Origin of the sequence: Neptunomonas concharum (assembly GCF_008630635.1) — a bacterium.
GTDB lineage: Bacteria > Pseudomonadota > Gammaproteobacteria > Pseudomonadales > Balneatricaceae > Neptunomonas > Neptunomonas concharum.
This window is the reverse complement of record NZ_CP043869.1, coordinates 2,538,285-2,564,126: the sequence shown is the minus strand read 5'-3', so window position 1 is coordinate 2,564,126 and position 25,842 is coordinate 2,538,285. Positions and strand designations below refer to the sequence as shown.

The following is a 25,842-nucleotide window of genomic DNA, read 5'->3' as shown; positions in this document are numbered from 1 at the left end:
GCAATGACATGATCGTTGCGAATCAAATCGATAAGTTTTATCCCAATGGTTGCCATGCACTAAAAACGGTTTCTGCAACGATTCAACGTGGCGAGGTCGTCGTTGTCATCGGGCCATCTGGTTCAGGTAAATCAACTTTTTTAAGAACCTTGAACCAACTAGAGACGATTAGCAGTGGCTCCATTACTGTTGATGGTACGGATATGTATGCCAAGGGAACGGATATTAATAAGCTGCGTGAAGAAGTGGGTATGGTTTTCCAGAGCTTTAATCTTTTTCCGCATATGAGTGTGTTGGAAAATGTCATGCTGGCTCCACTTAAAGTCTCTAAACGCAACAAGCGTGAAGTTGAAGAGCATGCTAAAGCGTTGCTCTATAAAGTTGGGTTGGAGTCCCGTATGAACAACTATCCCTCTCAATTATCAGGTGGCCAGATGCAGCGCGTTGCTATCGCAAGAGCGTTGGCTATGAAGCCTAATATCATGTTATTCGATGAGCCAACGTCTGCGCTGGACCCGGAGATGGTCGGCGAAGTATTGGATGTCATGAAGAGTTTGGCAAAAGATGGAATGACCATGGTGGTCGTCACTCATGAAATGGGCTTTGCTAAAGAAGTGGCTGATAGAGTGCTCTTTATGGAAGATGGGGAGTTGCTGGTAGAAGATACGCCGGCGGACTTCTTTGAGAGGCCCTCACATCCTCGCTTATCAAAGTTTCTTTCACAAGTGCTTTGAGGCTTAAAACTACAGTTTCTGATAATGGTGAATGATAGTGCTATTTTTTTAATCAAACTTAGCACTATTAATTACAAAGAGGCGGTATTTTTAAAATATTTGCAATCTAATGCTAACAGCAGGGTGCTACATTAATCTCACAAACTGGCATTACAGACGATCCGTATCTCCTGGTTTGTATTCGATCCAAAAGATCGATAATCACTGTCCTTAAAAAGGGCTCTGTTTAGGGACTCTACTCGAGTCCCCTTAATTAACCTGTTGTTAAAGCCCTTTGGGAATAAATCTATGAATACAGTTAATCCTATAACTGAGTCAATTTATGATGAAGATTTGACTCAAGAAAATAAAGAGTGGATTGAAGCGCTTAACGATATATTGAGTGCCCAGGGAGAACACAGAGGAAAAGACATCCTACGCCTCTTACAAAACCACTTGTTAGGTAAAAATATTGAGTTAACAGAGGCTACTTTAAATACGCCTTATCGAAATAGTATCTCGATAAATAATCAGCCAGCATACCCAGGTAATCCAGAGATCGAAGCCAAGCTTGAGAATATTATTCGTTGGAATGCCGCAGCGATGGTTTTAAAAGCGAATGATAAGGGCACGGGTGTTGGTGGACATATTGCTACCTACCAATCAGCAGCCACAATGTTGGAAGTGGGTTTTAACCATTTTTTTAAAAACCGAACGGCTGAGTATGGTGGGGATCAATTATTGGTTCAGGCTCATGCTGCGCCGGGCCTTTATGCCCGTGCTTATGTTGAAGGACGCCTTACCGAGCAGCAGTTAAATAATTTCCGCCGAGAACTGCAAGAAGGTGGTGGGTTGAGCTCTTACCCTCATCCGCGTCGTATGCCTGATTTTTGGCAGGGTCCAACGGCTTCAATGGGATTGTCTACACCGTCGGCTATTTATCAGGCGCGGTTTATGAAGTACTTGGAAAACCGTGGCCTGAAAGATAAAGATGGTGGAAAAATCTGGTGCTTTATCGGTGATGGTGAATCTGATGAGCCGGAAGTGCTGGGCACCATCAATATGGCTACCCGCGACAACCTAGATAACATGGTTATGGTGATTAACTGTAACTTGCAGCGTTTGGATGGTCCTGTACGTGGCAACGGAAAAATTATCCAAGAGCTTGAGCGCAGTTACCGTGGTGCTGGTTGGAATGTAATTAAAGTGATTTGGGGTAGTGAATGGGATGAGCTTTTTGCCCGTGACCATGATGGTATTCTCCAGTCGCGTATGGATCGGGCAGTCGACGGCGATTATCAGTTCTACACTGTTTCTGATGGGCAGACGGTTCGTGACCATTGGATCGAGGGCGATCCACGACTTGAAGCCTTGATGAAAACATTAAGTGATGAACAAGTACGCTGTATCAAACGTGGTGGACAAGATCGCCGTAAAATTTTTGGCGCATTTGATCTGGCCTCCCGCAGTGAAGGAAAGCCAACAGTTATCTTGATGAAAACCGTTAAAGGTGATGGGATGGGGGCTTCTGCTGAAGGCCAAAATACCGCCCACCAGAAGAAACAGTTTACCGCGCAAGAACGCATCGAAATCGGACGCCGCTTTGGTATTCCGCTGACAGATGAACAGCTGGCAAATGGCGATCTATACCTGCCGGCTGATGATAGTGCGGAGATGAAGTACTTACATGAGCGCCGCCAAGCATTAGGTGGGTACTTGCCGTCAAGAGAAGTAAGCTATCCTGCGATAAAAGCACCGGATATGTCGCTTTTCCAAGATGCGGTTAAAGGTTCAGAGCGTGAGCAGTCTACGACTATGTCGTTTGTACGCATGCTGTCTAAGATGCTCAAAGATAAAGACTTTGGACGTTATATTGTACCTATCGTCCCTGACGAAGCGCGTACCTTTGGTATGGAATCACTGTTTAATCAGTTTGGTATCTACTCCTGTGAAGGGCAAAAGTATAAGCCGGTGGATTCAAGCAGTTTGCTGCCCTATAAAGAGAAGCAAGATGGCCAATTGTTACAGGAAGGTATCTGTGAAACAGGTGCAATGGCGTCCTTCTTAGCGGCAGGTACGTCTTACGCTAACTATGGTGTACCAACTATACCTTTCTACATCTTCTACTCTATCTTCGGATTCCAGCGTGTAGGAGATATGATTTGGGCATGTGCGGATAGTTTGGCGAAGGGCTTTTTACTCGGTGGAACCGCAGGTCGCACAACCCTAAATGGTGAGGGATTACAGCATCAGGATGGTCATTCTCATGCTATCGCTGCGACTGTCCCTAACATGTACAGCTATGACCCCGCTTTTGCTTACGAGTTAGCCGTGATTGTTCGTGATGGTATCTACCGTATGTATGAGCAAGATGAAAAGATCTTCTATTACATCACGGTTTACAACGAAAACTATTCCATGCCGGTCATGCCTGAAGGCGTAGAAGAGGGCATTCTTAAGGGAATGTACCGCTTCCGTAAAGATGAGTCTGCAGGGCATAAAGTTCACCTGCTAGGTAGTGGCAGCATTATGCAGGAAGTCTTGAAGGCCGCTGAACTGTTGGCCGGCTTCGGTTGCAGTGCAGATATTTGGAGCGTGACCAGCTATAACCAGCTGAATCGTGATGCGGTAGCAACAGAACGGCAGAATTTGTTGAACCCTGAAAATCCTCAGAAAAATTACCTGCAAACACTCTTGGCTGATGAGACGGGTGCTTTTGTTGCAGCCAGTGATTTCATGAAGTCGCTGCCGAACGGAATAGCGCGTTGGTTCCCAAGTGAGTTGGTTGCATTAGGAACGGATGGCTTTGGCCTTAGCGAAAGCCGCCCAACCCTGCGTGATCATTTTGAAGTGGATGCTCGTTATATCGCATGGGGCGCCCTAGTTAGCCTATTCCGCCAAGGAACGCTGTCGGCTTCTGAGTTGGATAAAGCACGTGAGACGCTTAATATTCCCAAGGAAAAAGCTGATCCAACCCTTTTCTGATGTGATCTATTAAGCACATATTTATTTCTATGAGTCATTCCGGCCTTTAGCTGGCCGGAATGCCCGTATTAATGGGAGCTATAAATGGCTACGCAAATAATAAAAATGCCGGATACCGATGGCAGTGGTGATGTAGTTGAATTCTGCATTCAGATTGGAGATGCAATCTCTGAAGGTGATTCGATTCTTGTTTTAGAGTCGGATAAAGCTTCAATGGAAGTACCCAGTGATATCAGTGGTTCTTTAGTTGAGTGGATGGTTTCAATGGGCGATACGGTCGAAACGGGCACCCCTTTGGCCGTGATCGAGGTGGCAGAGTCAGTATCTGCCGTAGCTGCAGAAGCACCCACAATATCTAGTGAGTCTGTATCTAAACCGCTTGCTGAGTCCGCCATAGCGGCACCTGAGAGTGTTGTGATAGCCGATGAATCTGTTGTTATCGAGATGCCAGATGCCGGTGGTAATGGCGATTTGATCGAATTTTATAAACAGGTTGGTGACAGCTTTAGCGAAGGCGAAGCCTTGCTTTTGGTCGAGTCGGACAAAGCGGCGATGGAAGTCCCTGCGCCTTTCGACGGTACGGTTGAGTCCTTGTTGGCAGCGATTGGTGATTCTGTTGGTGAAGGTACGCCTTTGATCCAAGCGCTCAGAACAGGTACGGTAGCCGTTGCTCAGGCAGCGCCTGCTTCTGTTACCGCTGCGCCCGAAAAAGCACCGGCTATGCCAGAAGCCACGAAACCGACATCTGCTGCACCATCCGTAGTTCGTGATACTTCATCTGTAGTCAACAATGGACCCGCGTATGCAGGGCCCGCAACACGAAAACTAGCGAGAGAACTAGGTGTTGATCTTTCGCAGGTGACGGGTACGGGTAAACGTTCACGTATTGTCAAAGATGATGTGAAGCAGTTTGTTAAGTCACGTATGACTAATCCAGTACAAACAATGGCTGTGGGGTCTGGTATACCTGCTATACCCGCTCAGGATTTCAGTCGGTTTGGTGAGATCGATACTGTGGATCTATCAGGTATTGCAAAAGCAACATCTGCGCATATGACACGCTGCTGGTTGAATATTCCTCATGTCACTTTATTCGACGAGGTCGATGTGACGGATTTGGAGGCGTTTCGTAAGTTGATTAATCCAGACCAACATGGGCTGGACAAGAAACCATCGATTCTGCCGTTTATCGTTATGTTTGCTGCAAGAGCTTTACGCAAGTATCCGCAATTTAATTCATCACTCCACCCGAATGGTGAGCAAATTATCTATAAGGATTACGTTAATATTGGTGTTGCAGTAGATACGCCTGCAGGTCTGGTTGTGCCAGTGATCAAAGATGCGGATAAGAAGTCGATTTCTGAGCTAACAAAAGATATCCAAATCTTAGCTACCAAAGCAAGAGACAGAAAGCTGAAGCCTGAAGATATGCAAGGTGGTTGCTTTACGGTTTCTAGCTTGGGTGCATCTGGTGGAACAGGGTTTACGCCAATTATTAACGGGCCAGAAGTGGCGATATTGGGTGTAGCTAAATCAGCCATTAAGCCTGTTTGGGATGGTGCTGCATTCCAACCTAGGCAGCAACTTCCCCTTTGTCTCTCATTTGATCACCGTGTGATCAATGGCGCTGATGCAGGTCGTTTTATGGCGATGTTGAATCAGTGTCTTTCCCACATGGGAAATGCACTCCTGTAAGCTGATCGTCCTTTGGGTGACCCACGGGTCACCTTTTTTAAAACGCAGCTTTTGGTACTTTTTGTCCTTATCCATGAGAGATTAGAGTATTTTCTGTACTTTTAAGCTCTATACTTCTATTTTTTACTCAGTAAGAAGTTATTAACCCTCTATTTTGTGTGGTTAGTAAGGAGTATGAAATTCTGAAGAACTTGCTGAGTTTTCTAACGATCCAGGGGCGCCCTGTCTTTGTCGAAGAAAAAGATTTTCGTCGTTATGTCATTGTCTCATTGCTATCCATTTTTGCGCTGATTGTTCATCTTTTCTTAATTTGTGTGTTTTGGCTTATTGGAGCAATAGAGCTAAGCGTTATTAATGTCGGTAGTGTTCTGATTTGGAGTGCTGGTCTTTACATAAATATCAAAGGGAAGCATGACCTTGCTATCCTACTTCTTTGCTTCGAAGTGATGATACATGCTGTGCTGGCGACATCATATCTAGGTTTAGGGGCGGGGTTTCAGCATTACCTTTGGGCTATTGCAGCGCTGGCTGTGCTCAATACGCGGCTCAACACCCTGTTTGCAGGGTTGTTTAGTTTTCTATTTATCATGATTTTTGCGTGCCTCTATTTAATTTTCTCAGAGGTGCAATACAGTTATCGTTTTGCGCAATGGCTCGAATGGGTGCACTTTGCCAATATTCTTGTGGCGGGTTTACCATTTATCATTGCGCTTGTAGCTATTCGATTTATCACCGTTGTTCAAGAAGCGCGCTTGTCTGAATTAGCTTCTGTGGATAGTCTAACAGGCCTTTATAATCGCAGATTCGCAACGGATGCGGCCAATAAGATTCTAAAACGAGCCGCTAGATTAAATGAACCAGTTAGTATAGTCATTGGCGATATCGATTTTTTTAAGGAAGTTAACGACCGTGCTGGTCACGAGGTAGGCGATGCTGTTCTGAAAAGAACGGGCTTGTTTCTTAGAGAACAGTTTAGAGAAGAGGATGTTGTTGCACGCTGGGGAGGAGAGGAGTTTCTTATTGTTCTTCCCGGCATGACAGGTGACACGGCTTTTAGAAAGATTGAATCGGTTAGAGAGCAGTTTGTTGACAAGTTTGAGGAGGATAATCCCCTCGATTTGATTACAATGAGTTTTGGCGTAACAGAGTGCCAACCGGGTAGCGTATTTAAGGACTCTTTACGTGTAGCGGATCATGCGATGTATGCCAGTAAAGAGAAAGGACGAAATTGCACGACATTATCCCCTCCTGCGAGAGTTTAGTATCTTGTATTGTGATCTCCGGTAACCTTATGGCACTTACGACTAATGCCGAACCCTGCTTTAGTTTGTGATTGGTGTATAATCCTGCCAACCTTCGCCCATTCGGGCTACATAATGACAAAGAACCAGAGGGAGAGCCTCGCATGAGCGTGATTCGCCAAGACGACTTCATCAGTAGCATCGCAGATGCATTGCAGTTTATCTCTTATTATCATCCGATTGATTTTGTTCAAGGCGTGCATGAAGCCTACCTGAAAGAGCAAAACCCGGCTGCTAAAGATGCCATGGCGCAAATTCTTATTAACTCGCGTATGTCTGCGGAAGGACATCGTCCGCTTTGCCAAGACACCGGTATCGTGACCGTGTTTTTGAAAGTAGGTATGGATGTTAAATGGGATGCGAAAATGGGTGTGACGGATATGGTGAACGAAGGCGTTCGTCGTGCGTACATGAACCCTGATAATGTATTACGTGCATCTATTTTGGCGGATCCTGCGGGTAAACGCCAAAACACAAAAGATAACACGCCAGCTGTGATCCATTATGAGATCGTTGAAGGTGCAGAGGTTGAAGTTCATATCGCTGCAAAAGGCGGTGGATCTGAAAACAAGTCTAAAATGGTGATGCTGAACCCATCTGACAGTATTGTCGATTGGGTAGTAAAAACTGTTCCTACGATGGGGGCGGGTTGGTGTCCTCCTGGCATGCTAGGTATTGGTATTGGCGGCACCGCAGAGAAAGCTGCTGTTTTAGCCAAAGAGTCTTTGATGGACCCTATTGATATCCATGAACTGCGTGAGCGTGGGCCGCAAAATCGTGTTGAAGAGCTACGTTTGGAAATCATGGAAGAGGTCAACAAACTCGGTATTGGAGCGCAAGGTTTAGGTGGTCTGACAACCGTTCTTGACGTGAAAATCAAAGATTACCCAACGCATGCCGCATCTTTGCCTGTTGCTATGATCCCTAACTGTGCGGCAACACGTCATACACACTTCACACTAAACGGTAATGGGCCTGCTATTCTTACGCCACCTAGTTTGGAAGATTGGCCTGAAGTTACTTTTGAAGTGGGTGCTAGCACTCGCCGAGTCAATTTGGATGAGATCACCCCTGAAGATGTTAAAGATTGGAAAGTGGGTGAGACAGTCTTATTGAACGGCAAGATGCTGACAGGGCGCGATGCAGCTCATAAGAAAATGGTTGAGATGCTAAATAACGGTGAAGAGCTGCCTGTAGATTTGAAAGGCCGCTTTATCTACTACGTAGGGCCTGTCGATCCAATTGGTGACGAAGTGGTGGGTCCTGCTGGTCCGACAACCTCTACGCGTATGGATAAGTTTACACGCCAGATTTTGGAAGCTACCGGCTTGTTGGGTATGATCGGTAAATCAGAGCGTGGCCCTGTTGCGATTGAAGCTATCAAAGATAATCAAGCTGTCTATCTCATGGCGGTTGGTGGTGCTGCGTATCTTGTTTCCAAAGCGATTGTTGGCTCTAAAGTGCTCGCATTCCCTGAGTTGGGAATGGAAGCGATCTATGAGTTTGAAGTGAAGGATATGCCTGTGACCGTCGCTGTTGATGTTAACGGCGAATCCGTTCACAACACGGGTCCTGCTAAGTGGAAAGATATTATCGCTTCTCAAGGCTAAGCTAAGCCTAAGCTAAAAAAGCAGCTCAAATGAGCTGCTTTTTTATATCTGAATTTTAGCGCTAGTCTGGGTACACACAGTTGCCGTTTTTCTGCTTGGCTTGTTTTAGGGCAACTAATGCTTCATCAATTAATTGATGAAAAGGCAAGTTGGCGCAGGCACTATCGTTGGAATCACAGCGGGTAGCAAAACCTACACTCGCTGTTATGACGTTAGAGCAACTGGAGCCTGAGTGCTCAATCTGCAACTCCTCTATATCTTTACGTACCTTCTCGGCAAGCGATTGGGCGATATTAAAAGGCGTCAGTGGGAGTAAAATAGCAAAGGTATCTTTATTAAACCGGGCGACTAGGTCTCGGTTTTTGCGTTTGTGTTGCTGTAAAAGCGGGCTGATTCTAGCAAGCACCCAATCTCCACGCTCCGGGCCGAAAGTATCTGTAAAACGATTAAAGGAGTCGACCTCTACCATCAGGATAGAGAGAGGTGTGTGCTTACGTTGGCTTTGCTCCCATTCAATACGAAGGGTTTCCAGTAGCATACGATGGTTAGCCAAGTCGGTAATGTTGTCGTTTCTTCTCTCGGCGTCGAAGCTGATCAAACGCGTCAGTGCGTATAAAAGCAAAACGCTAGCGATTCCTATTAAAGCTGGAGATAGAGGTAGCCAATAACCAAATCGTATCGCTAAGATTGGCAGCGCCAGAAGCCCAACAGCAGTGACTGCGACCAGCGTCCGGAGTATAGGTAAGCGCTCTAGAAAGAAGACCAAGCTATAGAGTAACGCTGTCAGTAAAATAGCATAAGATAGCCCCCAGATTGATAAGATGGGAGTCAGTAACGTGCTCTCTTTTAATCCGTAAAACAGGCTCGCCTGCAGCCAAGTACCTGATAACATCTCTCTGTGGTTAGCACCGGGTACTAAAAATTTAGGCTCGATCCCCGTGGCTTCAATGCCTACTAGAATCGTTCTGTCTTTTAGTAACTCAAGTGATACATTCCCTTCAAGGATGTCGATAAAGCTGTAATTGGGGAAGGGCGTTGCGGAAGCAGAGAAGGGGACCAGTACTTCTAAATCCCTTTGCCATTTATTATGCGTACCAACTCGCGATGAAGGGCTGCGGGTACCCGGTAAAAAGCCGGTGTGATTTTCTATACGCTGCAAGAGAGCCAGACCGAAGGCTGGCCAACGAGGTGTATCAATACCTGCTTTCAGGTAAAAACGGCGAACATAACCGTCTGGATCTACCTCAATATCAACATGCCCAAGACTACTACCATTAGTGGCCTGACCTTTCCTAAATGGGAGGAGTGTAACGCCTCTTTCTGCAAACACAGGGAAAACAAGATTCCCATGGTCGGCTACGTGCTGGCGTAGCAGATCATCAGATGAGTTTTCACTGTAGTCGGGCTCTATAAACGCAATATTATAGCCAATCGTTTTGGCATCTGCCTTTGTTAACAGATCAATCATTTCTGCGTGTAAGTAGCGGGGCCAAGGCCAGCGACCAAGTGCTTCTAAGCTCTTGGCATCAATACTGATAAGGCTGATACCTGAATCGCTTTTATAGACCGTTGTCCCAATCGTCAGGTCATAAATGTTATTGTCCAGCGAGCGGCTTAAAGGAAGCAATGCCAGTATCAGGACACAGGCTTGGCAAAAAATAAAGCCAATATCTTTCTGGCGAAGTAGATTCAACTACTAACTCCTATAAAGCTAAAGCAGGATCGCAATGGACAGAATCGTCCAAATAAATGCTGGCATATAGCTTTTGACTGGGACTTCAATTTTTTGCGGAGCTGTCCAGCCGCCAGCATAATTATCGGCATCGATACCTCTGACGCGCATGTAATAGTCACCAGAAACAGGCCTTGGGAATGACGCTTCGGAGATTTGGACTGTTTGCCCTGCTACAAGCTCTTTAAAATCAGAGTCCTTGGCTAGTTGGACTTCATAGGTCTGTGCAATCTCATCTTTTTGCCAAGCCAGCGTGAGCTCTGTGTCGCTGGTAGCGGGTGCCTTTAACTCGGGTGTTGGTGGCGTTGGTCTTACTTGAATCGTGTTAGTGTGACCCACTGGTCCTACTTTACCTGTATGGCTAACACTGGTTACTCGCCAGAAATACTGACCAGCTTCGATAATAGGTACAGTAAGGCTCTGTGCTTGGACAGTGGGATTGTCTATGAGGATTTCGGCGAATGTTTCATTTTTTGCTAACTGAAACTGAAAATTCTCTACGTTTTCCGGCTTAGCCCATGAGAATTCTACGTCACCGGTATATACCGGTGTTTTACTCAATGGCGCTTGGATCAACGGCGGGAAAGGGCGGGCATCGACGGTAAAGGACTGGATGGAGTCCAGACCTTGTAACCCTTTACTATCGACAGCTTTTACTTTCAGCCAATAGGTGCCATCCGCTAGAGTAGCGGGTAGGTTCATTTTAGTGGCTTCTCCTAGCTGGTCTAGCAAGAGTGCTTCAAACGTCTGAGATGGAGCGATCTGACTTCTATAATTCAAGGCTTGCGGGACTTTGTTCCAACTGAGCCGGGCGGGCAAATAACGGATAGTGCCCAGCTCTGGCAAATTAGGTGCTTTGAGTAGAGCTTGGGGCTTTTGAGGCGGTTTGTTTTTTGAAGCTAGCGTACCGAACGTTTGTTTGACTTGTGTGCTGCCCCGAGTGTTAGCAATCTGTATTTTGCCCTGTAAAACTTCAGCTGCTGTTGTGTCTTTTGTAGCCCTAACCCGATAAACGGTGCCGCGTGTAGTGGCGAAGGCTGATGGTGTTTCAATGATGAATCGGGACCCCGGGATTTTCTGAGGGTTAGCGCGAATTTCGGCTTCGCCGTCTTCCAGTAGTACATTGATGTCAATGACATTCTTTTTTGAGCCAATAACACTGGCTTTGTTAATTAGCAATTCACTTTCTTGGCTTAGTAAAACCTGCGTATCATCCTCAAAGCGAATCAGTGCACTGCCTTGGGAACCTGTCTTAATAAGATCTCCTGCGATTACCGATTGAGCCTCAGATAGGGGAACAGTCTCAGCGTTTTGGCGAATTAACGACACAGGCCCTGATACTTCAATAAGCTGTATGTCTGCATTGCGCTCCCGAATCATAGATGTTGGTATGCGAAGCACAGTACCTGCTGCCATTAGCTTGTCATTCTGCACGGAGTTAAAGCGGGCTACTTCTTGCCAACTACGCCAGTCAGTTAGTAGCTCATGGGCTATTTTCCAAATATGGTCACCCGGCTGCATCTCATAAGTCCATACCTCTTCTTCAGCATGTGTGTAGGGCACGAAAACCGGTGCGCTGATGAGCAGAACAAAAAATAGCGGTAGCGACTTTTGTATTTTTTTTATGGCAAACGAAAGCATTTTATAGACCACTTGTAAGAACATAGGTGAATTATAGCAGCCTTTGTTAATACCAGAGTATGGCTTTGTTGCCAATATTCATAACGAGTTCATTTTGGTTGTTGGGCAATAATAGTGGAGCATAAAGCGGCTTCAATGGTCTCCCAATCTAATTGCACCTCTGAAATTATCTCTATTCGGGAGTCTCGTCTCCATGCAATGGGTTGTACAGAGGTTTCATCTAACACGCGATTATAGAAGATTCTCTGGTTGCCTACGTTAAATACTCCTTTGAGTCGCCAGATAGAATCAAAGCTTTTAATAAGGCTCAGAAGTCGTTCGTGATCGAAAAGATCGTCCTGATGAAACACCCATCCACAGCTGTAAGCATCACTACTGCTACCTGTTTGCTTGATCGGTACGTTAGGCTTAGGGAAATATAGATTTGGCTTAGGGGCTTCTGTTGTATGGCTATGGTGGGCTTCAGGATAATCTGATTGGTGCTGGAAATTATGGCTCTGATTTAGCACTGAGAGTGATAGTTGCCCTTGGTGGGTACGAGTAACAAGCGATTTTGGCGGGAACATAGCTAAAGCACGTTGCTCGACCGCCGTGATCTGCTGCTCTGAAGCTAAGTCACATTTATTCAGGATTATGACATCTGCTAAATTGAGCTGATCGATAAAGGTACTGTGGCTTAGCACCTCCGGTTGGTCGATAACGCGAGGGTCAAGCAAACAAATAATAGAGCGCAGGTCTAATACTTCTTTAAATGATTCGCTTTGAATGATATCAATTAGCCCCTCTGGGTGGCCTAGGCCTGTAGGCTCAATGATCACACGGTCGGGGCGGGTCCGGCGAATCAGCATAGCTAAACTCATCGTTAAAGCAGGCCCTAGTGCGCAACACACGCATCCCCCTGCAATTTCTTTTATAGCTAAGCCGGTTTTGTCATCAATAGCGGTTTGGTCGATTCCGATTTTACCAAACTCATTGACGACAATAGCCCAAGTCTCATGGTCAGGTTTTTGTGAAATAAGGTAGTTGAGGGCTGTGGTTTTACCAACCCCAAGAAAACCAGTGATAATGTTGGTGGGTATATTTGATAGCATGAATAGAAGCGAAATTGTTATAAAGTAACAATAATGCAGGATTTGCGCTTTCTCTTCAATCTCCTTTGGGATTACTTTGTAGCCTTCGTTTTAAAGAGAGGCTTTTTCACTATAGTATGCACGTTACGAAACACGCTTAGAGTCTAGATAAAATGGTAAAAATCACCTTGTTAGTCGGTACAACTTACGGCTTTGCTCAAGAGTTAGCAGAACAAGCGGCTTGCCAGCTGCGTGACTTCGGATGTGAAGTCACGCTGTGCATGGCTGCTACCCTCGATGATATTGCTATAGGCGAGCCGGGTGTCATTATTGTATGTTGTGCGACGATTGGTCAGGGCGACATACCAAATAACTTGTTACCTTTATATGAAACGCTTCAAAAAGCAGCTCCAGCTATGCCATATAAGCGCTATGGTGTGATCGCATTGGGGGATAGTAGTTATGAATACTTTGCCGGAGGTGGAAAACAAATGGATGCTTTATTGGCTTCATTGCAACTCCAGCCTATCCAGCCGATGTTAATCATCGATGCATGCGAGTCTGATGATCCGGAAATTGAAGTTGCATCGTGGATTGAGCAGCTTTATCAGAAGATATGATCGCTTAGTAAAATTGCTTGTTGATCAAGCCAGTCTGAAAGTTGGTCAGCCGGTATCGGCCGATTAATTAAATAGCCTTGTAACTGGTCACAGTTTTCCCGCCTGAGAAACACTTTTTGCTCTTGTGTTTCAACACCTTCAGCACACACGGTTAAGTTTAAGCTGTGACTTAGAGCAATCACTGCACGAGCTATGGCTTCATCGTTGGGATCTGAAGGTATATCACGTACTAATGATTGATCAATTTTGACTTTCTGTACTGGCAGCATCTTTAGATAGCTTAGAGAAGAGTAGCCTGTACCAAAGTCGTCCAAGGCTAGCCTGACTCCGAGTTCTCTCAGTTGAGCGAGTACGGGCCTTGCGGCGTCAGCATGCTTCACGACAATATTTTCAACGATCTCTAACTCTAATAAGTCAGGCTTTAAGCCATGTCGTTTTAGCGTTGCCCCAACAAACTCGACAAAACCTTTGCTAAGAATTTGTTGACCATCAATATTCACCGCTATCCTAAATTCTGGATAACCCGCCGTTTGCCAGCGAATCGCTTGTTTACAAGCCTCTTCCAATACCCAGTTGCCTACTGGGGTCATTAGGCCTATCTCTTCCACAATGGGGAGAAATAGAGCAGGTGGCATCATGCCTTCGGTAGGGTGCTGCCAACGAATAAGGGCTTCGACGCCTGAAATTCGCCCGGTTGATGCATCGATTTGCGGCTGATAATAGACTTTGAATTGATTTAATTTGAGCGCTTTTCTGAGTTCAGGCTCAAGGCGTACCCATTGTTCAATGACCTCTGTTTGCTCTGGGCGATAGAAGGCGTAGTTGTTCCTGCCCCTGTCTTTTGCACGGTGTACAGCCGTATCGGCATTTTTGATTAGAGTTTCACTGTCAAATCCGTGCTGTGGGTATAGCGTGACGCCAATACTGGCAGTTGTGAAGAATCGATGGCCGTCTAAGTCAAACGGGTTTTCCAGTTGTTGAACAATTTGCAGCGCAGTGCGTTCGGCATCCCCTTGGTTTGCACAATGCTCAACCATGATCGCAAATTCGTCGCCACCTACACGTGCTAATAAACAGTTTTCGTCAATGGTGTCTCTGAGTCGTTCGGTAACCTGTAGTAGTAATTGGTCACCTATTTGGTGCCCCATGGTTTCATTTACATGTTTAAAACGATCTAAATCTACCATTAAAACAGCAACGTTTTCATCGGTTGCTATATGCTCTATGGTGTGATCAAGCAGCCTTTTGAAGAGTTGCCGGTTAGGTAAGTCGGTTAAGGCGTCATGCTGGCTCATGTGTCGTACTTTGGCTTCAGATTCTTTTATTTTACTGACATCTGCTGCCACGCTGACGTAATGGGTCAGATCTCCTTGATCATTATAAACGGCATTAACATTGAGCCATTGGGGGTAAGGCTCTCCATTCTTTCTTCGATTCCACACCTCACCTTGCCAGAGTCCATGTTCATGTATCGCTTTTTGTATCTCTTCAAAGGCGAATTGTTCATGAAAATTGGAATACAGTAGTGAGGGAAGTTTTCCAATTAACTCATCACGGGCATAGCCTGTCATTTCACAATAAGCCCGATTTACATCGATAATAATGTTACTAGGATCAGAGACCATGATGCCTTCATTGGTTGAAGCAAAGGCAATACCGGCTAGTTCAAGTTGGGCATAAGCCTCTTTCTCTCGGGTAATATCTAGAAGGATGCTGTTGAGCCTAATAAGCCGATTGTCTTTACTCCACTCTGGTGTTGAAGCGATATGAACCCACTTTATATTTCCTTGGCTATCGATAATACGGCACTCAATATTCCATAAAGCTCCGCTCTCTGGTGTGCGTAAACTGTATGCTTCGATATTGCTCTTGTCTTTGTGGTAAATACGTTTCCAAAACAGGTTGAAATCGGCAAGTACGTCGATCGCATTTAGGCCGCATAATGCTTTAATGCCTTCACTGACGAAGGTAAAGTAAGGAGAGGCATCAAGAGGGAATTCTGTTTGTAGTACAACACCAGGAATGGAGGAGGCTATGTGCTCAAAGCGTTGCTCTGAATCGCGTAAGCTGACACGGTGATGGTGATTAGATATAACGATACTGGCTAAATGAGCGGCGCTTTCTAACAAACGCGCATGAAAGGTCGAAGGTACTCTGGGAGTTGGGCTGAAAATAGAAATACTGCCAACAGTGATAGTGGCTGATTCATGCAATGGGTAAGACCAGCAAGAACCTATATTAAGTATTTCTGTAAGTGATTTGGAGTCAGCCCAGCGGGGGTCAGTGTGTGTATTAATAGTAAAAACCGGCTGGTTATCGAATACAGCAGCCCCGCATGACCTGGCAGTAGCAGAGGGCTGCAATTTACTTAAGAGCGGACGAAATTCCCGAGCTACTTTAGGTGCGCATAGCAAATTAAGAAATTCTTTCTGTTTGTCTAGAACGCTAACAGATACAAAACAGTTTCCAACTATCTCTTCAATCTCTGAACAAAGATCCCTGAGTACCTCTTTAAGTGGTCGATGCTGAGTAATCTTTTCCAGTTGATTACGCTGTAGCATCAGCAGGCGGTTAAGGTCCTGCACTGTGGGTTGGGAGTCGCTACTGCTTTTGGGTTGCTCCGGGGAAAATTTAATGTTCAGCTCTTTGTTAGGTTCCATTTTCACTCACTGATAAAAATTCCGCTCCCTATGCAGTATATATCAATATCTTAACATTGCATGAACAGTCCGAATTATTTTAGCAGATAGCCTTTTGATTGGAGAAAGCTCAGCATGTGCGGTCTGGCTTCTTTAACCAGCATGCCTGATATTTGCTCGCTCCAGCTCATCTCTTTGTTTCCGCCGGTTCGGTTGCGGTAATATTCCCGAATCTCGTTATCGTAATCGGCTAGTAGTGCGGTATCTTGAGCATCGGTGTAGGTATCTTGCTTTAAAACCATAGGGAGTGGTAATCGTGGTTTGACTTCTGGGTTTTGATCTGGATACCCAATGCATAAGCCAAATACAGGGTAAACTTTATCGGGTAGGCCGAGTAACTCGCTAACGTTAGCGATTTGATTGCGAAGGCCGCCTATATAAACAATGCCTAAACCCTCTGACTCCGCTGCGATCGCTACATTCTGAGCAAAAAGTGCGCAGTCGATTGTTGCAGTCATAAATTGCTCAGTAAAGCCGCTCTGCATATCAGCGTGATGAAGATCACAAGCTATTTTGTGACGGTGCATATCGGCACAAAAGACAAGGAAGACCGGTGCACTGACGACATAGGGTTGGTTGCCCGCATATTCTGCTAATGCAGCGCGCTTTTGCTGATTATTCACCTGAATGACCGTACAGGCCTGGATAAAGCTGGAGGTTGCTGCTGCCTGACCCGCTTTGATAAAGGTCTCTATTTTTGCTTGCTCAATAGGTTCTGGGGTAAAAGCGCGAATGGAGCGATGTGCCGTTAAAAGCTCAATAGTCGGGTTCATAGGGAAGTATCCTTTGGAATAATATATCGAAAAGTCAGGTTTATCCGCTCTTCGTGGATGCGTCGAGTTTCGGGTAGGGCATGTTGCCAATAGTGTTGAGTTTGCCCCGCCATAATCAGTAAGCTGCCGCAAGGAAGATCAAAGGTCAACTTAGGTTGGCTTTTGTCATAGCGATGTTTCAATACAAAGCGTCTGGTGGCACCCAATGTAATGGAGGCAATGACGGGATTTTTTCCAAGTTCTGGCTCATCATCACTATGCCAGCCCATTTTGTCACCTCCCGTACGGTATTGATTGAGCAGTACGCTATTAAAGGGGACATGGCAAAGAGGGACCAACTGGTCACGAAGGCTTTTTACATCCGGGTGCCACGGTTCTGCTGCCAGCTGTAAATTGGAGTATTGATAATGCAGTCCTGTTTCCCCTTGAAACGCCTGTCTTCTTGGGATGAGGTGGCTTTTCCCAAACAGAAAAATGCGATCCTGCCTCCAAGCAATTTCTCGGCGTAGTGTTTCTTGAAGTCGCTTTGCGTGCTCTGGGAAAATAAAGTCCGCATAAAAGCTCAAGTGTGCACCTGGAGGCGTGAAGACTTCAGGTGAGTTCATTTAATAGCTCATTAGCCGCATCTGCTATCGGTTGAGCAATTTCAATCCGATTGCTTGGATGGGGAATACATTCGGTTGTTACAATATCAGCAATTGCGGCTAATGCCTGATAAGCTTCCCCGGAAAAAATACCATGTACGCCGATACAGGTCGGTTTTTTCATACCTTGCTCTTGTAAACGTTTAACCGTTTCTATCATCGTCCTTCCACTGGAGATGATGTCATCGACTAATACCGGTGTTTTGTGCTGTAGATCACTATTTGAAGGTGTTGAAATTTCAACATCCTTATCGCCATGCCGAATTTTATTTAAGATTTCATAAGGCGCCTTAGCCAAGGTGGCGACTTGAGAAACCCACTGCTCACTCTCGATATCTGGGCCAATTAAAATGGGATTAGGAATATGCTGCTCGATCCAGTGAGCTATTAAAGGCGCTGCTGAAACGACTTTTGAATGGAGTGTATAAATATCATCCAAGGCGTGGTATCGGTGTAAATGAGGGTCCATTGTGATAAGACCATCAAGATAGGAGGATAAGAGTTTAGAGAAAGGTTTTGAACTAACGCATTCGCCTGAAAGAAACTGTTTATCCTGTCGCATATAAGGGAGGTAGGGGGTGATAAGAACAAGCTTATTGGCTCCCATTGCTTTCAAGGTATCCGTTAAAAAGATAAGACGCAGAATTTTGTCATCAGGCCGAAATAAATTGCAGAAAATAAAGATATCTTTACCTTGGCAGTCACTATTTACTCTTAAGTAATTTTCATTATCGGGGAAGCGTCGTTGTTCGAGTTCACCCATTTTCGCGGGCAAGGCGCTCGCCAAACTACTAAACAGGGAGGGGTCTGAATCTAAATTGAAGATAATAGGTAACATCAGTCTTCTCCTTGGGCGATGGTGATGAGCGTATGGTGATCTTCTAAAAAGTCTACTGCATAATTTAGCTCGCCAGCATTGGCTGCATGAATCGTTAGTAGAATATCATTGGCCTCTACCCGTTGGCCGAGCTTAACAAATATTTCTAATCCCGCTTCGGGGTCCGCAGGTGCCCCTGCTAATTTTGCAACCTGAGAAAGCTGTCGATTATCTATATGCTGGACGATGCCAGGCGTATGACAGACCATGCTATAACGATAGGGCGCAACAGGTGGTTTAAATAATCCCCCTTGAGCTTGGCAGATAGCGGTAAATTTTTCCCATGCTAAGCCGCTCTCCAGTACTTCTTTAGCTTTGAGGTGCCCCTTTCCGGCAGGGCATTGGTTAATCATCTCCAGCATGGCACCAGCAACTAAGCACGCCCTGTCTTTTAGGTCAGCAGGGGCTGTTTCCTGATTTTTTAGTACTGCCAGAATGTCTCTGGCTTCCAAAGCCGGCCCGATACCTCGGCCTACAGGTTGAGAGCCGTCGGTTAATAAGATATCTATGGCTAACCCCAGTTTCTTAGCAACGCTTCTAAAGCTATTGGCGAGTAGTTCTGCAGCTTCTGCTGTGCGCACTTTCGCAGTGGGGCCAACAGGTATATCTATCAGAACATGGGTCGCCCCTGCTGCCAGCTTTTTGGAAAGGACTGAGGCTATTAATTGTCCTTCGCTATCAATATCTAGTGCTCGCTCAACCTGGATTAGAAGATCATCAGCAGGGCTGAGTCGCATAGCCCCTCCCCATGCTAGGCATGCGCCTTCTTGCTTTACTACGTGACGCATTTCATCCAAGGATAAACTGACGTTCGTCAGTGTTTCCATGGTATCGGCAGTTCCTGCAGGGGAGGTAATCGCGCGTGAGGAGGTTTTTGGCATGATCAAACCACAGGAGGCAAGAATAGAGACGACGATAGGCGTTGTTCTGTTGCCCGGTAACCCACCTACACAGTGTTTATCGATCACCATGGGTGTTTTCCAATTAATAACGCTGCCGGCTTTGATCATGGCGTGAGTCAGTGCTGTGATCTCGTCATCGTTTAGGTGGTTGTCACCGCAGGCCGTTACAAAAGCCGCGACATGAACATCAGCATAGCGGCCATCGACAATATCGTTGATGATGCTTTGAAAAGCCATTTCATCTAGTTGGTGCCCATACACCTTAGCGCGAACGTGAGAGAGTGATTGAACAGGCTTAGGATGAGATAGCCACACTGAATCGCCAATGCTGAGATGCAGGCGTTGCCAGGCGGATTCCGAAAAACCAATTTGTCCGGTTTGTAGCAGTTCTCCCGTGACAATATTGAGTGTGGCAATTGCGTGCTGCTGATCGGTAGACACCAAAACCCGAGACATCGCAGAAAATCCTTCTGATCTGCACACGGGGCTGTCGGCTCTCAGATAGATAACCGGTTCCTGGCGAGTATCAATGCCTAACCGTATCGCCGTTAAAGGAGGCATTCGTTCGGGGGTAAAATGCATAGCGGCATAGTTCCTCAAATACGTTGTTATCCATAATAGCGGTAAAATTACATTTTCTTAACGATACATATCAGTTTTACATGGGATATTGATGCTTAGCTAGGTGGGAAGCTGGTATGATATTCGGCCCGTTTAAGCTGACTGGAATAATAAGCAATGGAACGTCGATATCGACTGGTACTGGCCTGCCCCGATAGAGTAGGCATTGTTGCCATGGTAAGTAACTTTATCTCAAGTCATGGTGGTTCGATTAGTGATGCTAACCAGCACTCTGATCCGACAACTGGTTGGTTCTTTATGCGTGTAGAGATCAGTGCGCAGAGCCTGCCTTTTAGTTTGGAGGCGTTACAAGAAGCGTTCAGCCCTATTGCCCAATCTTTTAATATGGAATGGCACATAACCGATTCGAGCAAGCCTAAACGCGTTATATTGATGGCAAGCCGGGAGTCTCATTGCTTAGCAGACCTCTTGTATCGCTACCATGCTAATGAGCTCTTCTGTGAAATACCTTGCGTCATTTCAAATCATGATGACTTGCGAAAAATGGTGGAGTGGCACGATATCCCTTATCACCACATGCCTGTGGACAAAGAGGATAAACAGCCACACTTTGACGCGGTGCGTTCGTTGATAGAAGAATACCAAGCGGATACGATTGTCCTTGCTCGTTATATGCAGATCCTGCCGCCGGAATTATGTGATCTTTACCCACACCGAATTATTAACATTCATCATAGCTTCTTGCCTTCCTTCGCGGGTGCTAAGCCTTACCATCAAGCTCATGAGCGTGGTGTAAAGCTGATAGGGGCTACCTGTCATTATGTGACTCAGGATTTAGACGCAGGCCCAATTATTGATCAGGATGTTATCCGGATTAGCCACCGTGACCTGCCAGAAGATATGGTGAGGTTAGGGCGTGACGTTGAGAAAAATGTGCTGGCTCGAGGCTTACGTTGGCACTTAGAAGATAAAATTTTAGTGCATGGTAATAAGACTGTGGTGTTTAACTAGACCAATAGCGGTTGCAGATTTCTGGACTAAAATGTAAAAGGGGGTATATAGGGTTGCATGGAGCCCCCTTCTTCGGGGCAGGAGGATAAGCATGTTAAAATCGGTGAAAGTTCAAGATTACATGAGCTCACGTTTGGTAACGTTTCGACCAGAGACGGATCTGTTTGAAGCCATCAATACCTTTTTGAAATTTAAAATCTCCGGTGCACCGGTGGTGAATGATCGAGGAGAATTGGTAGGCTTGCTCTCTGAAGTTGATTGCTTGAAAGCCATACTGACACTGACTTACCATGAGGAAGAAGTGGGAGGTCGGGTAGGTGACTGTATGACACAGGACGTTGAAACGATCAGCTACGATGCGAATATCGTAGAAGTTGCCAAAATCTTTATCGACAAAGGACGCCGTCGACTGCCAGTGACGCGAGATGGGAAGCTAGTAGGGCAGATCAGTCGTAGTGATATTCTTCGCGCAGTCGAAGAGTTTGCTCAACATATATAGTTTTGTAGATGCGTCTCCTCGAGGGTCGTTGTTCTGCACGGCCCTTTTTGGTATTTAATATCTGTGATGATTCCTGAAAAACCTATTTTACTTTACCCCTCTTTAGCGCGACGACTTGGTGTCAACGCGGCTTTGCTGCTGTATCTGTGTAGTGAGCAGTTAGCACATCAGGGATTGCAGGATCAAACGGGTGCCCGATCCGCTGTTTTATCACCAACACAATGGAAGAGCCTGACCGAACTATGGTCTGAGGCAGAGTTAACCGAGATGATCGCCGTGCTCTCGCAGCAGCAGTGTCTGCAAATACTTCGTCAAGCTGCCGGTACGGTTCACATCACGGAACTGATGGCATCGACTGGTTCACATCCAGAATCTACGGCGGCAAATTTGCCAACGGTTGAAAATATTTCAGCTCCGGATGAGCGCCCTATGACGACGAGACTACCGGTCGTAGATGCACCTCCTGCTTACCCGAGGCGCCCCTTGCCGTCGCGCAACCCTATTCGGGATAGAGGTCCGGCACCGGCATTTGGAGGGAGTACGGGCTGGAATAATCGACAGAAAGATGAACTTCAGCAGATTTTTGATCGCCATGAAGAACGGAATCAGCAATTACATGTTATGCATATGGGGTGGGTACCCTCGGAGCTTTTCTATTCTATGTTGCCCAGACATCAGATCCCCAGAGAATTTGTTGATACTTGCTTAGATGAGTTTATCCTTTACTACATAGATAAAGAGCGAAAAGAGAGTAATTGGGATCAAAAGTTTCTTGCGTGGGTTAAACGTGAGTGGGTGCAAAAGCAGACCCGTGATGCCAAAGCGCAGCGCCATGAACAGCAACGACACACCTCAGGTATAAATGATGAAAACACCCGCAGAGATACTCGGGAAAACCGCAAACGGGTTACCGCAGCCATCATGGACATCAAAGACACCGACTGGTAATGATGCACCAAGGCAAACCGCTTCGGCTGATCCTATTAGTCTAGAGACTAAAGCCCTAGTAAACATGATCTTTGCGCGCTTTATGGCAATCTACGGGCATAAGTTTAAAAGCTGCTTTGAAACGCAAGCTGAAATCAATATAGCAAAGCGTGAGTGGGCTTTGAGTCTCGCATATTATTCAGAAGGGCAATTGGTAGCCGCGGTTGATCGGTGTAAAGAAACCTTAGCGTGGATGCCAACCATATCTGAGTTTCTTAAAGTACTAGAAACCCTCGGTGCGGGTGACGGTATACCCGGGGTTAGAGATGCCTATCAGGAAGCATGTCGGTTTGCTGATCATCCAACAAAGCACTCATGGAGCCATATGGTTATTTATCATGCTGGGCGAGAAACTGGGTGGTTTCGGTTAAGATCAGAGGAAGAGAAGCTTGTCTATCCTGTGTTTGCTTACCACTACGAAATGGTCGTGAGGCGTTGTCGTCAAGGCGAGTCGATGGATATACCTTCGCCGCCAGCACTTGAAGACAAGCGGGAGACGGACCTCTATCTGTTTATTAAGCAATGGAGCCAAGCCCAGTCCCTTTCTGAGGAACAGGCAAGCTCACTGCTGTATTACCTCACCAAGCCTGAAGGCTCACGTGCCCGTGAGCGCTACCGCATTAAATCTGTGGAAAAGCTAAAAAGTATGGCATTGGATATTCCGCTACCTGATCGCCCAGACTTTTCCTTACTATCAGACTGAACCCGCGAACTGTTTTCCAAACATGTTACCCACGGCCGTGGTTAAAGCGTCTGAACGTTGTGGGTTACGGAATGCTTGCAGAATCAAAATACGCATGACGGGTATAAACATCAGATCGGCTAATATACGTGAAAATCCTGCTTGGCCCGCTTCAGAAACTGCCAGTTTTTCTAAGTATAAACTGAGCAGATCCGGATGTTGCAAGCTGGTATGGCAGCGCGTCGCTATGGCAGTCAGAATTTCGGCATTACCCGCATGCGTTGAGGTTAATACCGTCTCTATAGCCTCTTTCACCATTACATCATTATGGATATTTGATAAACCGCGCAAGAGGGCAGCAATTAAACTGGAGGCGTGTGCGTCGCTAATGGCAGATTCGAGCCTTCGTTGCAGTGCAGTTGCAATACGATGATTGGGCGAAGCATGTTCTAAACACGTACACAGAGCGACTAAAGGTTCAGTGGGAAGATGAGGTATGGCGTTTATTAAATAGGCGCTGTTATTGTCTTCATCAAGTCGAGTAACCAAGTCTGCAACCCCTTGATAGCCAACGCCCGACCAGTTTTTCCATCCCATCTCTCCCCCAAGATAAGCTTTAGCACCTGAGTAAAAGTGGCTAGCGCCTGCGTTTGTTAACTTGTTGGCCATACTATGAAACATAGCCATCTTTTCTTGATCCGGAGTGAAGGAAAAAGGGTTGTCCTTGAGCGCATCATTGCTGTCATCGAGTGAAGTTTGGTTCAGCATTTGTGAGATGTTTTGTAATAAACGATTAAGAAAATCGTCCCTCACCGCTTGCACTAAAAAACCTTGTTCATCTAAAGGGAATTTAAGAAACCAAACTACATTTTGATCTGTTTGCTTTGGATTCCACAACATCAGCGCGAGCCAGGCGTGGTGCAAGTAAGGAGATGGGTAGGGGATAAGCCCTTGCTCTAATTTTTCGAACTGGTCACTCGTGAGCTTTGAGATACGACGGCCCATATCAAAAATTCGATAGCTGGCTCCACTTTGATTTAAAAGTGCACTGATGGACGAAAAATCTGACATGAATACCTCAGTAACCGAGTGATGAAAAGAGGGCATTTTAGCAGTTTGCGCTGAAGTGGTCAGCCGACGAATCTATAGCGTTGATAAATAGAAAACCGGGAGACTGTCCGGTTTTTTGATGTGGGTCGATGCACGGTTTCTCAAAACCTGTAAACTGGGCCGGTAAGTGGCTTGTATGCTCTGCCGCTAGGAAGATTACAGATTATAAGAGAGATGGAATGTTAGCGCTTTTTCGGTCAATGTTGGGCAGCTTAAGGGATTTAGCCCCTATTATTTTAGTGATCGCCTTTTTTCAGATGGTTGTATTACAGCAGCCAGTTCCGGATCTTTTTGGGCTACTACTCGGTTTAGTCTGTGTAATGCTTGGCCTGACCTTTTTTATCTATGGATTAGAAATGGGCCTTTTTCCCATTGGTGAAACAATGGCGCATGCTTTCGCCCGAAAAGGGAGCCTCTTTTGGCTGTTGGCATTTGCATTTTCTCTGGGTTTTGGTACGACGATCGCGGAACCGGCCTTAATTGCGGTCGCTGCAGAAGCTTCGATCGTGGCGGCTGAAGGGGGCATGATCGATTCAGATGAGGCGTCAAAAGCAAGTTATGCCTCAGGCTTACGGTTGACGGTCGCTTTCTCCGTTGGGTTAGCTATTGTTTTAGGCGTCCTGCGAATTCTCAGGGGCTGGTCTATTCAGTATATGATCATTGCTGGATATATGCTGGTGGTGATCATGACCATCTTTGCACCCAAAGAGATTATCGGCATTGCATATGATTCTGGAGGGGTGACCACTTCGACGATCACCGTTCCTTTAGTCACCGCATTAGGCGTTGGGTTGGCTTCTTCTATTGAAGGGCGCAACCCGATGGTGGATGGTTTTGGGTTGATTGCCTTTGCTTCGCTCACGCCAATGATCTTTGTAATGGGCTATGGAATGGTGATTTGATGCTGGTTTTTCTGACCGAATTCTTTGAAGTGCTGGTGGCTACGGTGAAGGATGTTTTACCGATAGCGGCTATTCTATTTGGCTTTCAGTTATTTGTTATTCGCAAGCGTATACCTCATTTAAGTAGAGTCATTGTGGGGTTTATTTATGTGTTGATTGGTTTGGCGCTGTTTCTGTTAGGCCTTGAAAAAGCGCTCTTTCCTATAGGCAAGTTGATGGCCGAACAACTGACCAGCCCAGACTTTATACGTGAGTGGAGCCAGACCGCCTCTGATACGTTGCATTGGAGTGATTACTATTGGGTTTATCTGTTCGCGTTTGCCATAGGTGCCAGTACTACTATTGCCGAACCTTCGTTGATAGCGGTGGCTATTAAAGCTAATGAAGTATCAGGTGGTGCTATTGGTGTATGGGGCTTGCGATTAGCAGTGGCGCTGGGTGTGGCAGTGGGGATCTCTTTGGGAACCTGGCGAATTGTCACAGGTTATCCCATACATTGGTTTATTATTTCTGGCTATATCGTTGTTGTAATTCAAACCCTATTTGCACCAAAGCTTATCGTCCCATTAGCCTACGACTCAGGCGGTGTAACAACATCAACCGTTACCGTGCCTTTGGTTGCTGCTCTAGGATTAGGGTTAGCGGAAACCGTACCGGGTCGCAGCGCCTTGATTGATGGGTTTGGGTTGATCGCGTTTGCGAGCCTTTTTCCTATGATTACAGTGATGGGGTATGCACAGATGACAGAATGGTTGGCTCGTCGAGCAGTTCGCAACGCTTCGTCTAGCCCTCTCTCTCAGTAAGGAG

General features: G+C 46.0%; 21 protein-coding genes. 12 read left to right on the top strand and 9 right to left on the bottom strand.

Going from position 1 to position 25,842, the window contains the following annotated elements; translation table 11 throughout:
* The first annotated feature begins 8 nt into the window (after nt 1-8).
* The 5 genes from F0U83_RS12065 (at nt 9) to F0U83_RS12045 (ending at nt 8,304) form a co-directional block, all read left to right on the top strand.
* Nucleotides 9-734: an amino acid ABC transporter ATP-binding protein gene (locus F0U83_RS12065; RefSeq protein ID WP_138987151.1), complete on the top strand. Its 726-nt coding sequence runs from the start codon at nt 9-11 to the stop codon at nt 732-734.
* A gap of 288 nt (nt 735-1,022) precedes the next feature.
* A complete protein-coding gene (gene aceE / locus F0U83_RS12060) occupies nt 1,023-3,698 on the top strand; it encodes a pyruvate dehydrogenase (acetyl-transferring), homodimeric type (RefSeq protein ID WP_138986970.1) in 2,676 nt (891 codons plus the stop codon).
* Nucleotides 3,699-3,782: 84 nt separating this feature from the next.
* Nucleotides 3,783-5,393 (top strand): dihydrolipoyllysine-residue acetyltransferase, encoded by a 1,611-nt coding sequence (locus tag F0U83_RS12055; RefSeq protein ID WP_138986971.1) that lies wholly within the window; start codon nt 3,783-3,785, stop codon nt 5,391-5,393.
* A gap of 191 nt (nt 5,394-5,584) precedes the next feature.
* Nucleotides 5,585-6,655: a GGDEF domain-containing protein gene (locus F0U83_RS12050; protein ID WP_138986972.1), complete on the top strand. Its 1,071-nt coding sequence runs from the start codon at nt 5,585-5,587 to the stop codon at nt 6,653-6,655.
* 143 nt (nt 6,656-6,798) lie between these two features.
* Nucleotides 6,799-8,304: a fumarate hydratase gene (locus F0U83_RS12045; RefSeq protein ID WP_138986973.1), complete on the top strand. Its 1,506-nt coding sequence runs from the start codon at nt 6,799-6,801 to the stop codon at nt 8,302-8,304.
* A 61-nt stretch (nt 8,305-8,365) separates the two neighbouring features.
* Here the strand turns inward: F0U83_RS12045 and F0U83_RS12040 are convergent, their stop codons facing one another.
* The 3 genes from F0U83_RS12040 to F0U83_RS12030 form a co-directional block, all read right to left on the bottom strand.
* Nucleotides 8,366-9,997, bottom strand: a complete 1,632-nt coding sequence (locus F0U83_RS12040) for a CHASE2 domain-containing protein (protein ID WP_138986974.1) — start codon at nt 9,995-9,997, stop codon at nt 8,366-8,368.
* 18 nt (nt 9,998-10,015) lie between these two features.
* A complete protein-coding gene (locus F0U83_RS12035) occupies nt 10,016-11,677 on the bottom strand; it encodes a FecR domain-containing protein (RefSeq protein WP_170221758.1) in 1,662 nt (553 codons plus the stop codon).
* Between the two features lie 89 nt (nt 11,678-11,766).
* Nucleotides 11,767-12,768 (bottom strand): CobW family GTP-binding protein, encoded by a 1,002-nt coding sequence (locus F0U83_RS12030; protein WP_138986976.1) that lies wholly within the window; start codon nt 12,766-12,768, stop codon nt 11,767-11,769.
* 152 nt (nt 12,769-12,920) lie between these two features.
* Between F0U83_RS12030 and F0U83_RS12025 the strand changes: the two genes are divergently transcribed.
* Entirely contained in the window at nt 12,921-13,367 is a 447-nt protein-coding gene (locus F0U83_RS12025; RefSeq protein ID WP_138986977.1) for a flavodoxin domain-containing protein, read from the top strand.
* Here F0U83_RS12025 and F0U83_RS12020 read toward each other — a convergent pair.
* The 5 genes from F0U83_RS12020 to F0U83_RS12000 all read right to left on the bottom strand — a co-directional run bounded on the left by F0U83_RS12020 (nt 13,355) and on the right by F0U83_RS12000 (nt 19,844).
* Nucleotides 13,355-16,027, bottom strand: coding sequence for a sensor domain-containing phosphodiesterase (locus F0U83_RS12020; RefSeq protein WP_138986978.1), 2,673 nt, complete (start codon nt 16,025-16,027; stop codon nt 13,355-13,357). The two genes, F0U83_RS12025 and F0U83_RS12020, sit on opposite strands and share 13 nt — an antisense overlap.
* Before the next feature lie 74 nt (nt 16,028-16,101).
* Complete coding sequence (nfsA, locus tag F0U83_RS12015; RefSeq protein WP_138986979.1) at nt 16,102-16,839, bottom strand: oxygen-insensitive NADPH nitroreductase; 738 nt, start codon at nt 16,837-16,839, stop codon at nt 16,102-16,104.
* On the bottom strand, nt 16,836-17,444 hold the full coding sequence (locus tag F0U83_RS12010; RefSeq protein WP_138986980.1) for an alpha-ketoglutarate-dependent dioxygenase AlkB family protein: 609 nt from the start codon (nt 17,442-17,444) through the stop codon (nt 16,836-16,838). Before F0U83_RS12010 ends, nfsA begins: the two co-directional genes overlap by 4 nt.
* Nucleotides 17,431-18,321: a ribose-phosphate pyrophosphokinase gene (locus tag F0U83_RS12005; protein ID WP_138986981.1), complete on the bottom strand. Its 891-nt coding sequence runs from the start codon at nt 18,319-18,321 to the stop codon at nt 17,431-17,433. The genes F0U83_RS12010 and F0U83_RS12005 overlap by 14 nt, the downstream gene beginning before the upstream one ends.
* The gene (locus F0U83_RS12000; protein WP_138986982.1) at nt 18,321-19,844 is read right to left on the bottom strand and encodes a thymidine phosphorylase family protein; all 1,524 of its coding nucleotides are present in this window, start codon (nt 19,842-19,844) and stop codon (nt 18,321-18,323) included. The genes F0U83_RS12005 and F0U83_RS12000 overlap by 1 nt, the downstream gene beginning before the upstream one ends.
* A gap of 156 nt (nt 19,845-20,000) precedes the next feature.
* Here F0U83_RS12000 and purU point away from each other — a divergent pair, with 156 nt between their 5' ends.
* From purU to F0U83_RS11980, 4 genes are all read left to right on the top strand, one after another.
* Nucleotides 20,001-20,855, top strand: a complete 855-nt coding sequence (gene purU / locus F0U83_RS11995; RefSeq protein WP_138986983.1) for a formyltetrahydrofolate deformylase — start codon at nt 20,001-20,003, stop codon at nt 20,853-20,855.
* A gap of 91 nt (nt 20,856-20,946) precedes the next feature.
* Nucleotides 20,947-21,354 (top strand): CBS domain-containing protein, encoded by a 408-nt coding sequence (locus F0U83_RS11990; protein WP_138986984.1) that lies wholly within the window; start codon nt 20,947-20,949, stop codon nt 21,352-21,354.
* 66 nt (nt 21,355-21,420) lie between these two features.
* The gene (locus F0U83_RS11985; protein WP_170221760.1) at nt 21,421-22,302 is read left to right on the top strand and encodes a DnaT-like ssDNA-binding domain-containing protein; all 882 of its coding nucleotides are present in this window, start codon (nt 21,421-21,423) and stop codon (nt 22,300-22,302) included.
* Nucleotides 22,220-23,044, top strand: a complete 825-nt coding sequence (locus tag F0U83_RS11980; protein ID WP_246077676.1) for a replication protein P — start codon at nt 22,220-22,222, stop codon at nt 23,042-23,044. The genes F0U83_RS11985 and F0U83_RS11980 overlap by 83 nt, the downstream gene beginning before the upstream one ends.
* Here F0U83_RS11980 and F0U83_RS11975 read toward each other — a convergent pair.
* Nucleotides 23,036-24,094: a DUF3549 family protein gene (locus F0U83_RS11975; protein ID WP_138986986.1), complete on the bottom strand. Its 1,059-nt coding sequence runs from the start codon at nt 24,092-24,094 to the stop codon at nt 23,036-23,038. The two genes, F0U83_RS11980 and F0U83_RS11975, sit on opposite strands and share 9 nt — an antisense overlap.
* Before the next feature lie 218 nt (nt 24,095-24,312).
* Between F0U83_RS11975 and F0U83_RS11970 the strand changes: the two genes are divergently transcribed.
* Together F0U83_RS11970 and F0U83_RS11965 are read left to right on the top strand one after the other, a co-directional pair.
* On the top strand, nt 24,313-25,035 hold the full coding sequence (locus F0U83_RS11970; RefSeq protein ID WP_138986987.1) for a DUF1538 domain-containing protein: 723 nt from the start codon (nt 24,313-24,315) through the stop codon (nt 25,033-25,035).
* Nucleotides 25,035-25,838, top strand: coding sequence for a DUF1538 domain-containing protein (locus F0U83_RS11965; RefSeq protein WP_170221761.1), 804 nt, complete (start codon nt 25,035-25,037; stop codon nt 25,836-25,838). Before F0U83_RS11970 ends, F0U83_RS11965 begins: the two co-directional genes overlap by 1 nt.
* The last annotated feature ends 4 nt before the right edge of the window (nt 25,839-25,842 follow it).

Coding starts and splice junctions, on each gene's coding strand:
- F0U83_RS12065 (WP_138987151.1), top strand. CDS start 9: ATGATCGTTGCGAATCAAATCGATAAGTTTTATCCCAATGGTTGCCAT.
- aceE (WP_138986970.1), top strand. CDS start 1,023: ATGAATACAGTTAATCCTATAACTGAGTCAATTTATGATGAAGATTTG.
- F0U83_RS12055 (WP_138986971.1), top strand. CDS start 3,783: ATGGCTACGCAAATAATAAAAATGCCGGATACCGATGGCAGTGGTGAT.
- F0U83_RS12045 (WP_138986973.1), top strand. CDS start 6,799: ATGAGCGTGATTCGCCAAGACGACTTCATCAGTAGCATCGCAGATGCA.
- F0U83_RS12035 (WP_170221758.1), bottom strand. CDS start 11,677: ATGCTTTCGTTTGCCATAAAAAAAATACAAAAGTCGCTACCGCTATTT.
- F0U83_RS12030 (WP_138986976.1), bottom strand. CDS start 12,768: ATGCTATCAAATATACCCACCAACATTATCACTGGTTTTCTTGGGGTT.
- F0U83_RS12025 (WP_138986977.1), top strand. CDS start 12,921: ATGGTAAAAATCACCTTGTTAGTCGGTACAACTTACGGCTTTGCTCAA.
- F0U83_RS12020 (WP_138986978.1), bottom strand. CDS start 16,027: ATGGAACCTAACAAAGAGCTGAACATTAAATTTTCCCCGGAGCAACCC.
- nfsA (WP_138986979.1), bottom strand. CDS start 16,839: ATGAACCCGACTATTGAGCTTTTAACGGCACATCGCTCCATTCGCGCT.
- F0U83_RS12010 (WP_138986980.1), bottom strand. CDS start 17,444: ATGAACTCACCTGAAGTCTTCACGCCTCCAGGTGCACACTTGAGCTTT.
- F0U83_RS12005 (WP_138986981.1), bottom strand. CDS start 18,321: ATGTTACCTATTATCTTCAATTTAGATTCAGACCCCTCCCTGTTTAGT.
- F0U83_RS12000 (WP_138986982.1), bottom strand. CDS start 19,844: ATGCATTTTACCCCCGAACGAATGCCTCCTTTAACGGCGATACGGTTA.
- purU (WP_138986983.1), top strand. CDS start 20,001: ATGGAACGTCGATATCGACTGGTACTGGCCTGCCCCGATAGAGTAGGC.
- F0U83_RS11990 (WP_138986984.1), top strand. CDS start 20,947: ATGTTAAAATCGGTGAAAGTTCAAGATTACATGAGCTCACGTTTGGTA.
- F0U83_RS11985 (WP_170221760.1), top strand. CDS start 21,421: ATGATTCCTGAAAAACCTATTTTACTTTACCCCTCTTTAGCGCGACGA.
- F0U83_RS11980 (WP_246077676.1), top strand. CDS start 22,220: ATGAAAACACCCGCAGAGATACTCGGGAAAACCGCAAACGGGTTACCG.
- F0U83_RS11975 (WP_138986986.1), bottom strand. CDS start 24,094: ATGTCAGATTTTTCGTCCATCAGTGCACTTTTAAATCAAAGTGGAGCC.
- F0U83_RS11970 (WP_138986987.1), top strand. CDS start 24,313: ATGTTAGCGCTTTTTCGGTCAATGTTGGGCAGCTTAAGGGATTTAGCC.
- F0U83_RS11965 (WP_170221761.1), top strand. CDS start 25,035: ATGCTGGTTTTTCTGACCGAATTCTTTGAAGTGCTGGTGGCTACGGTG.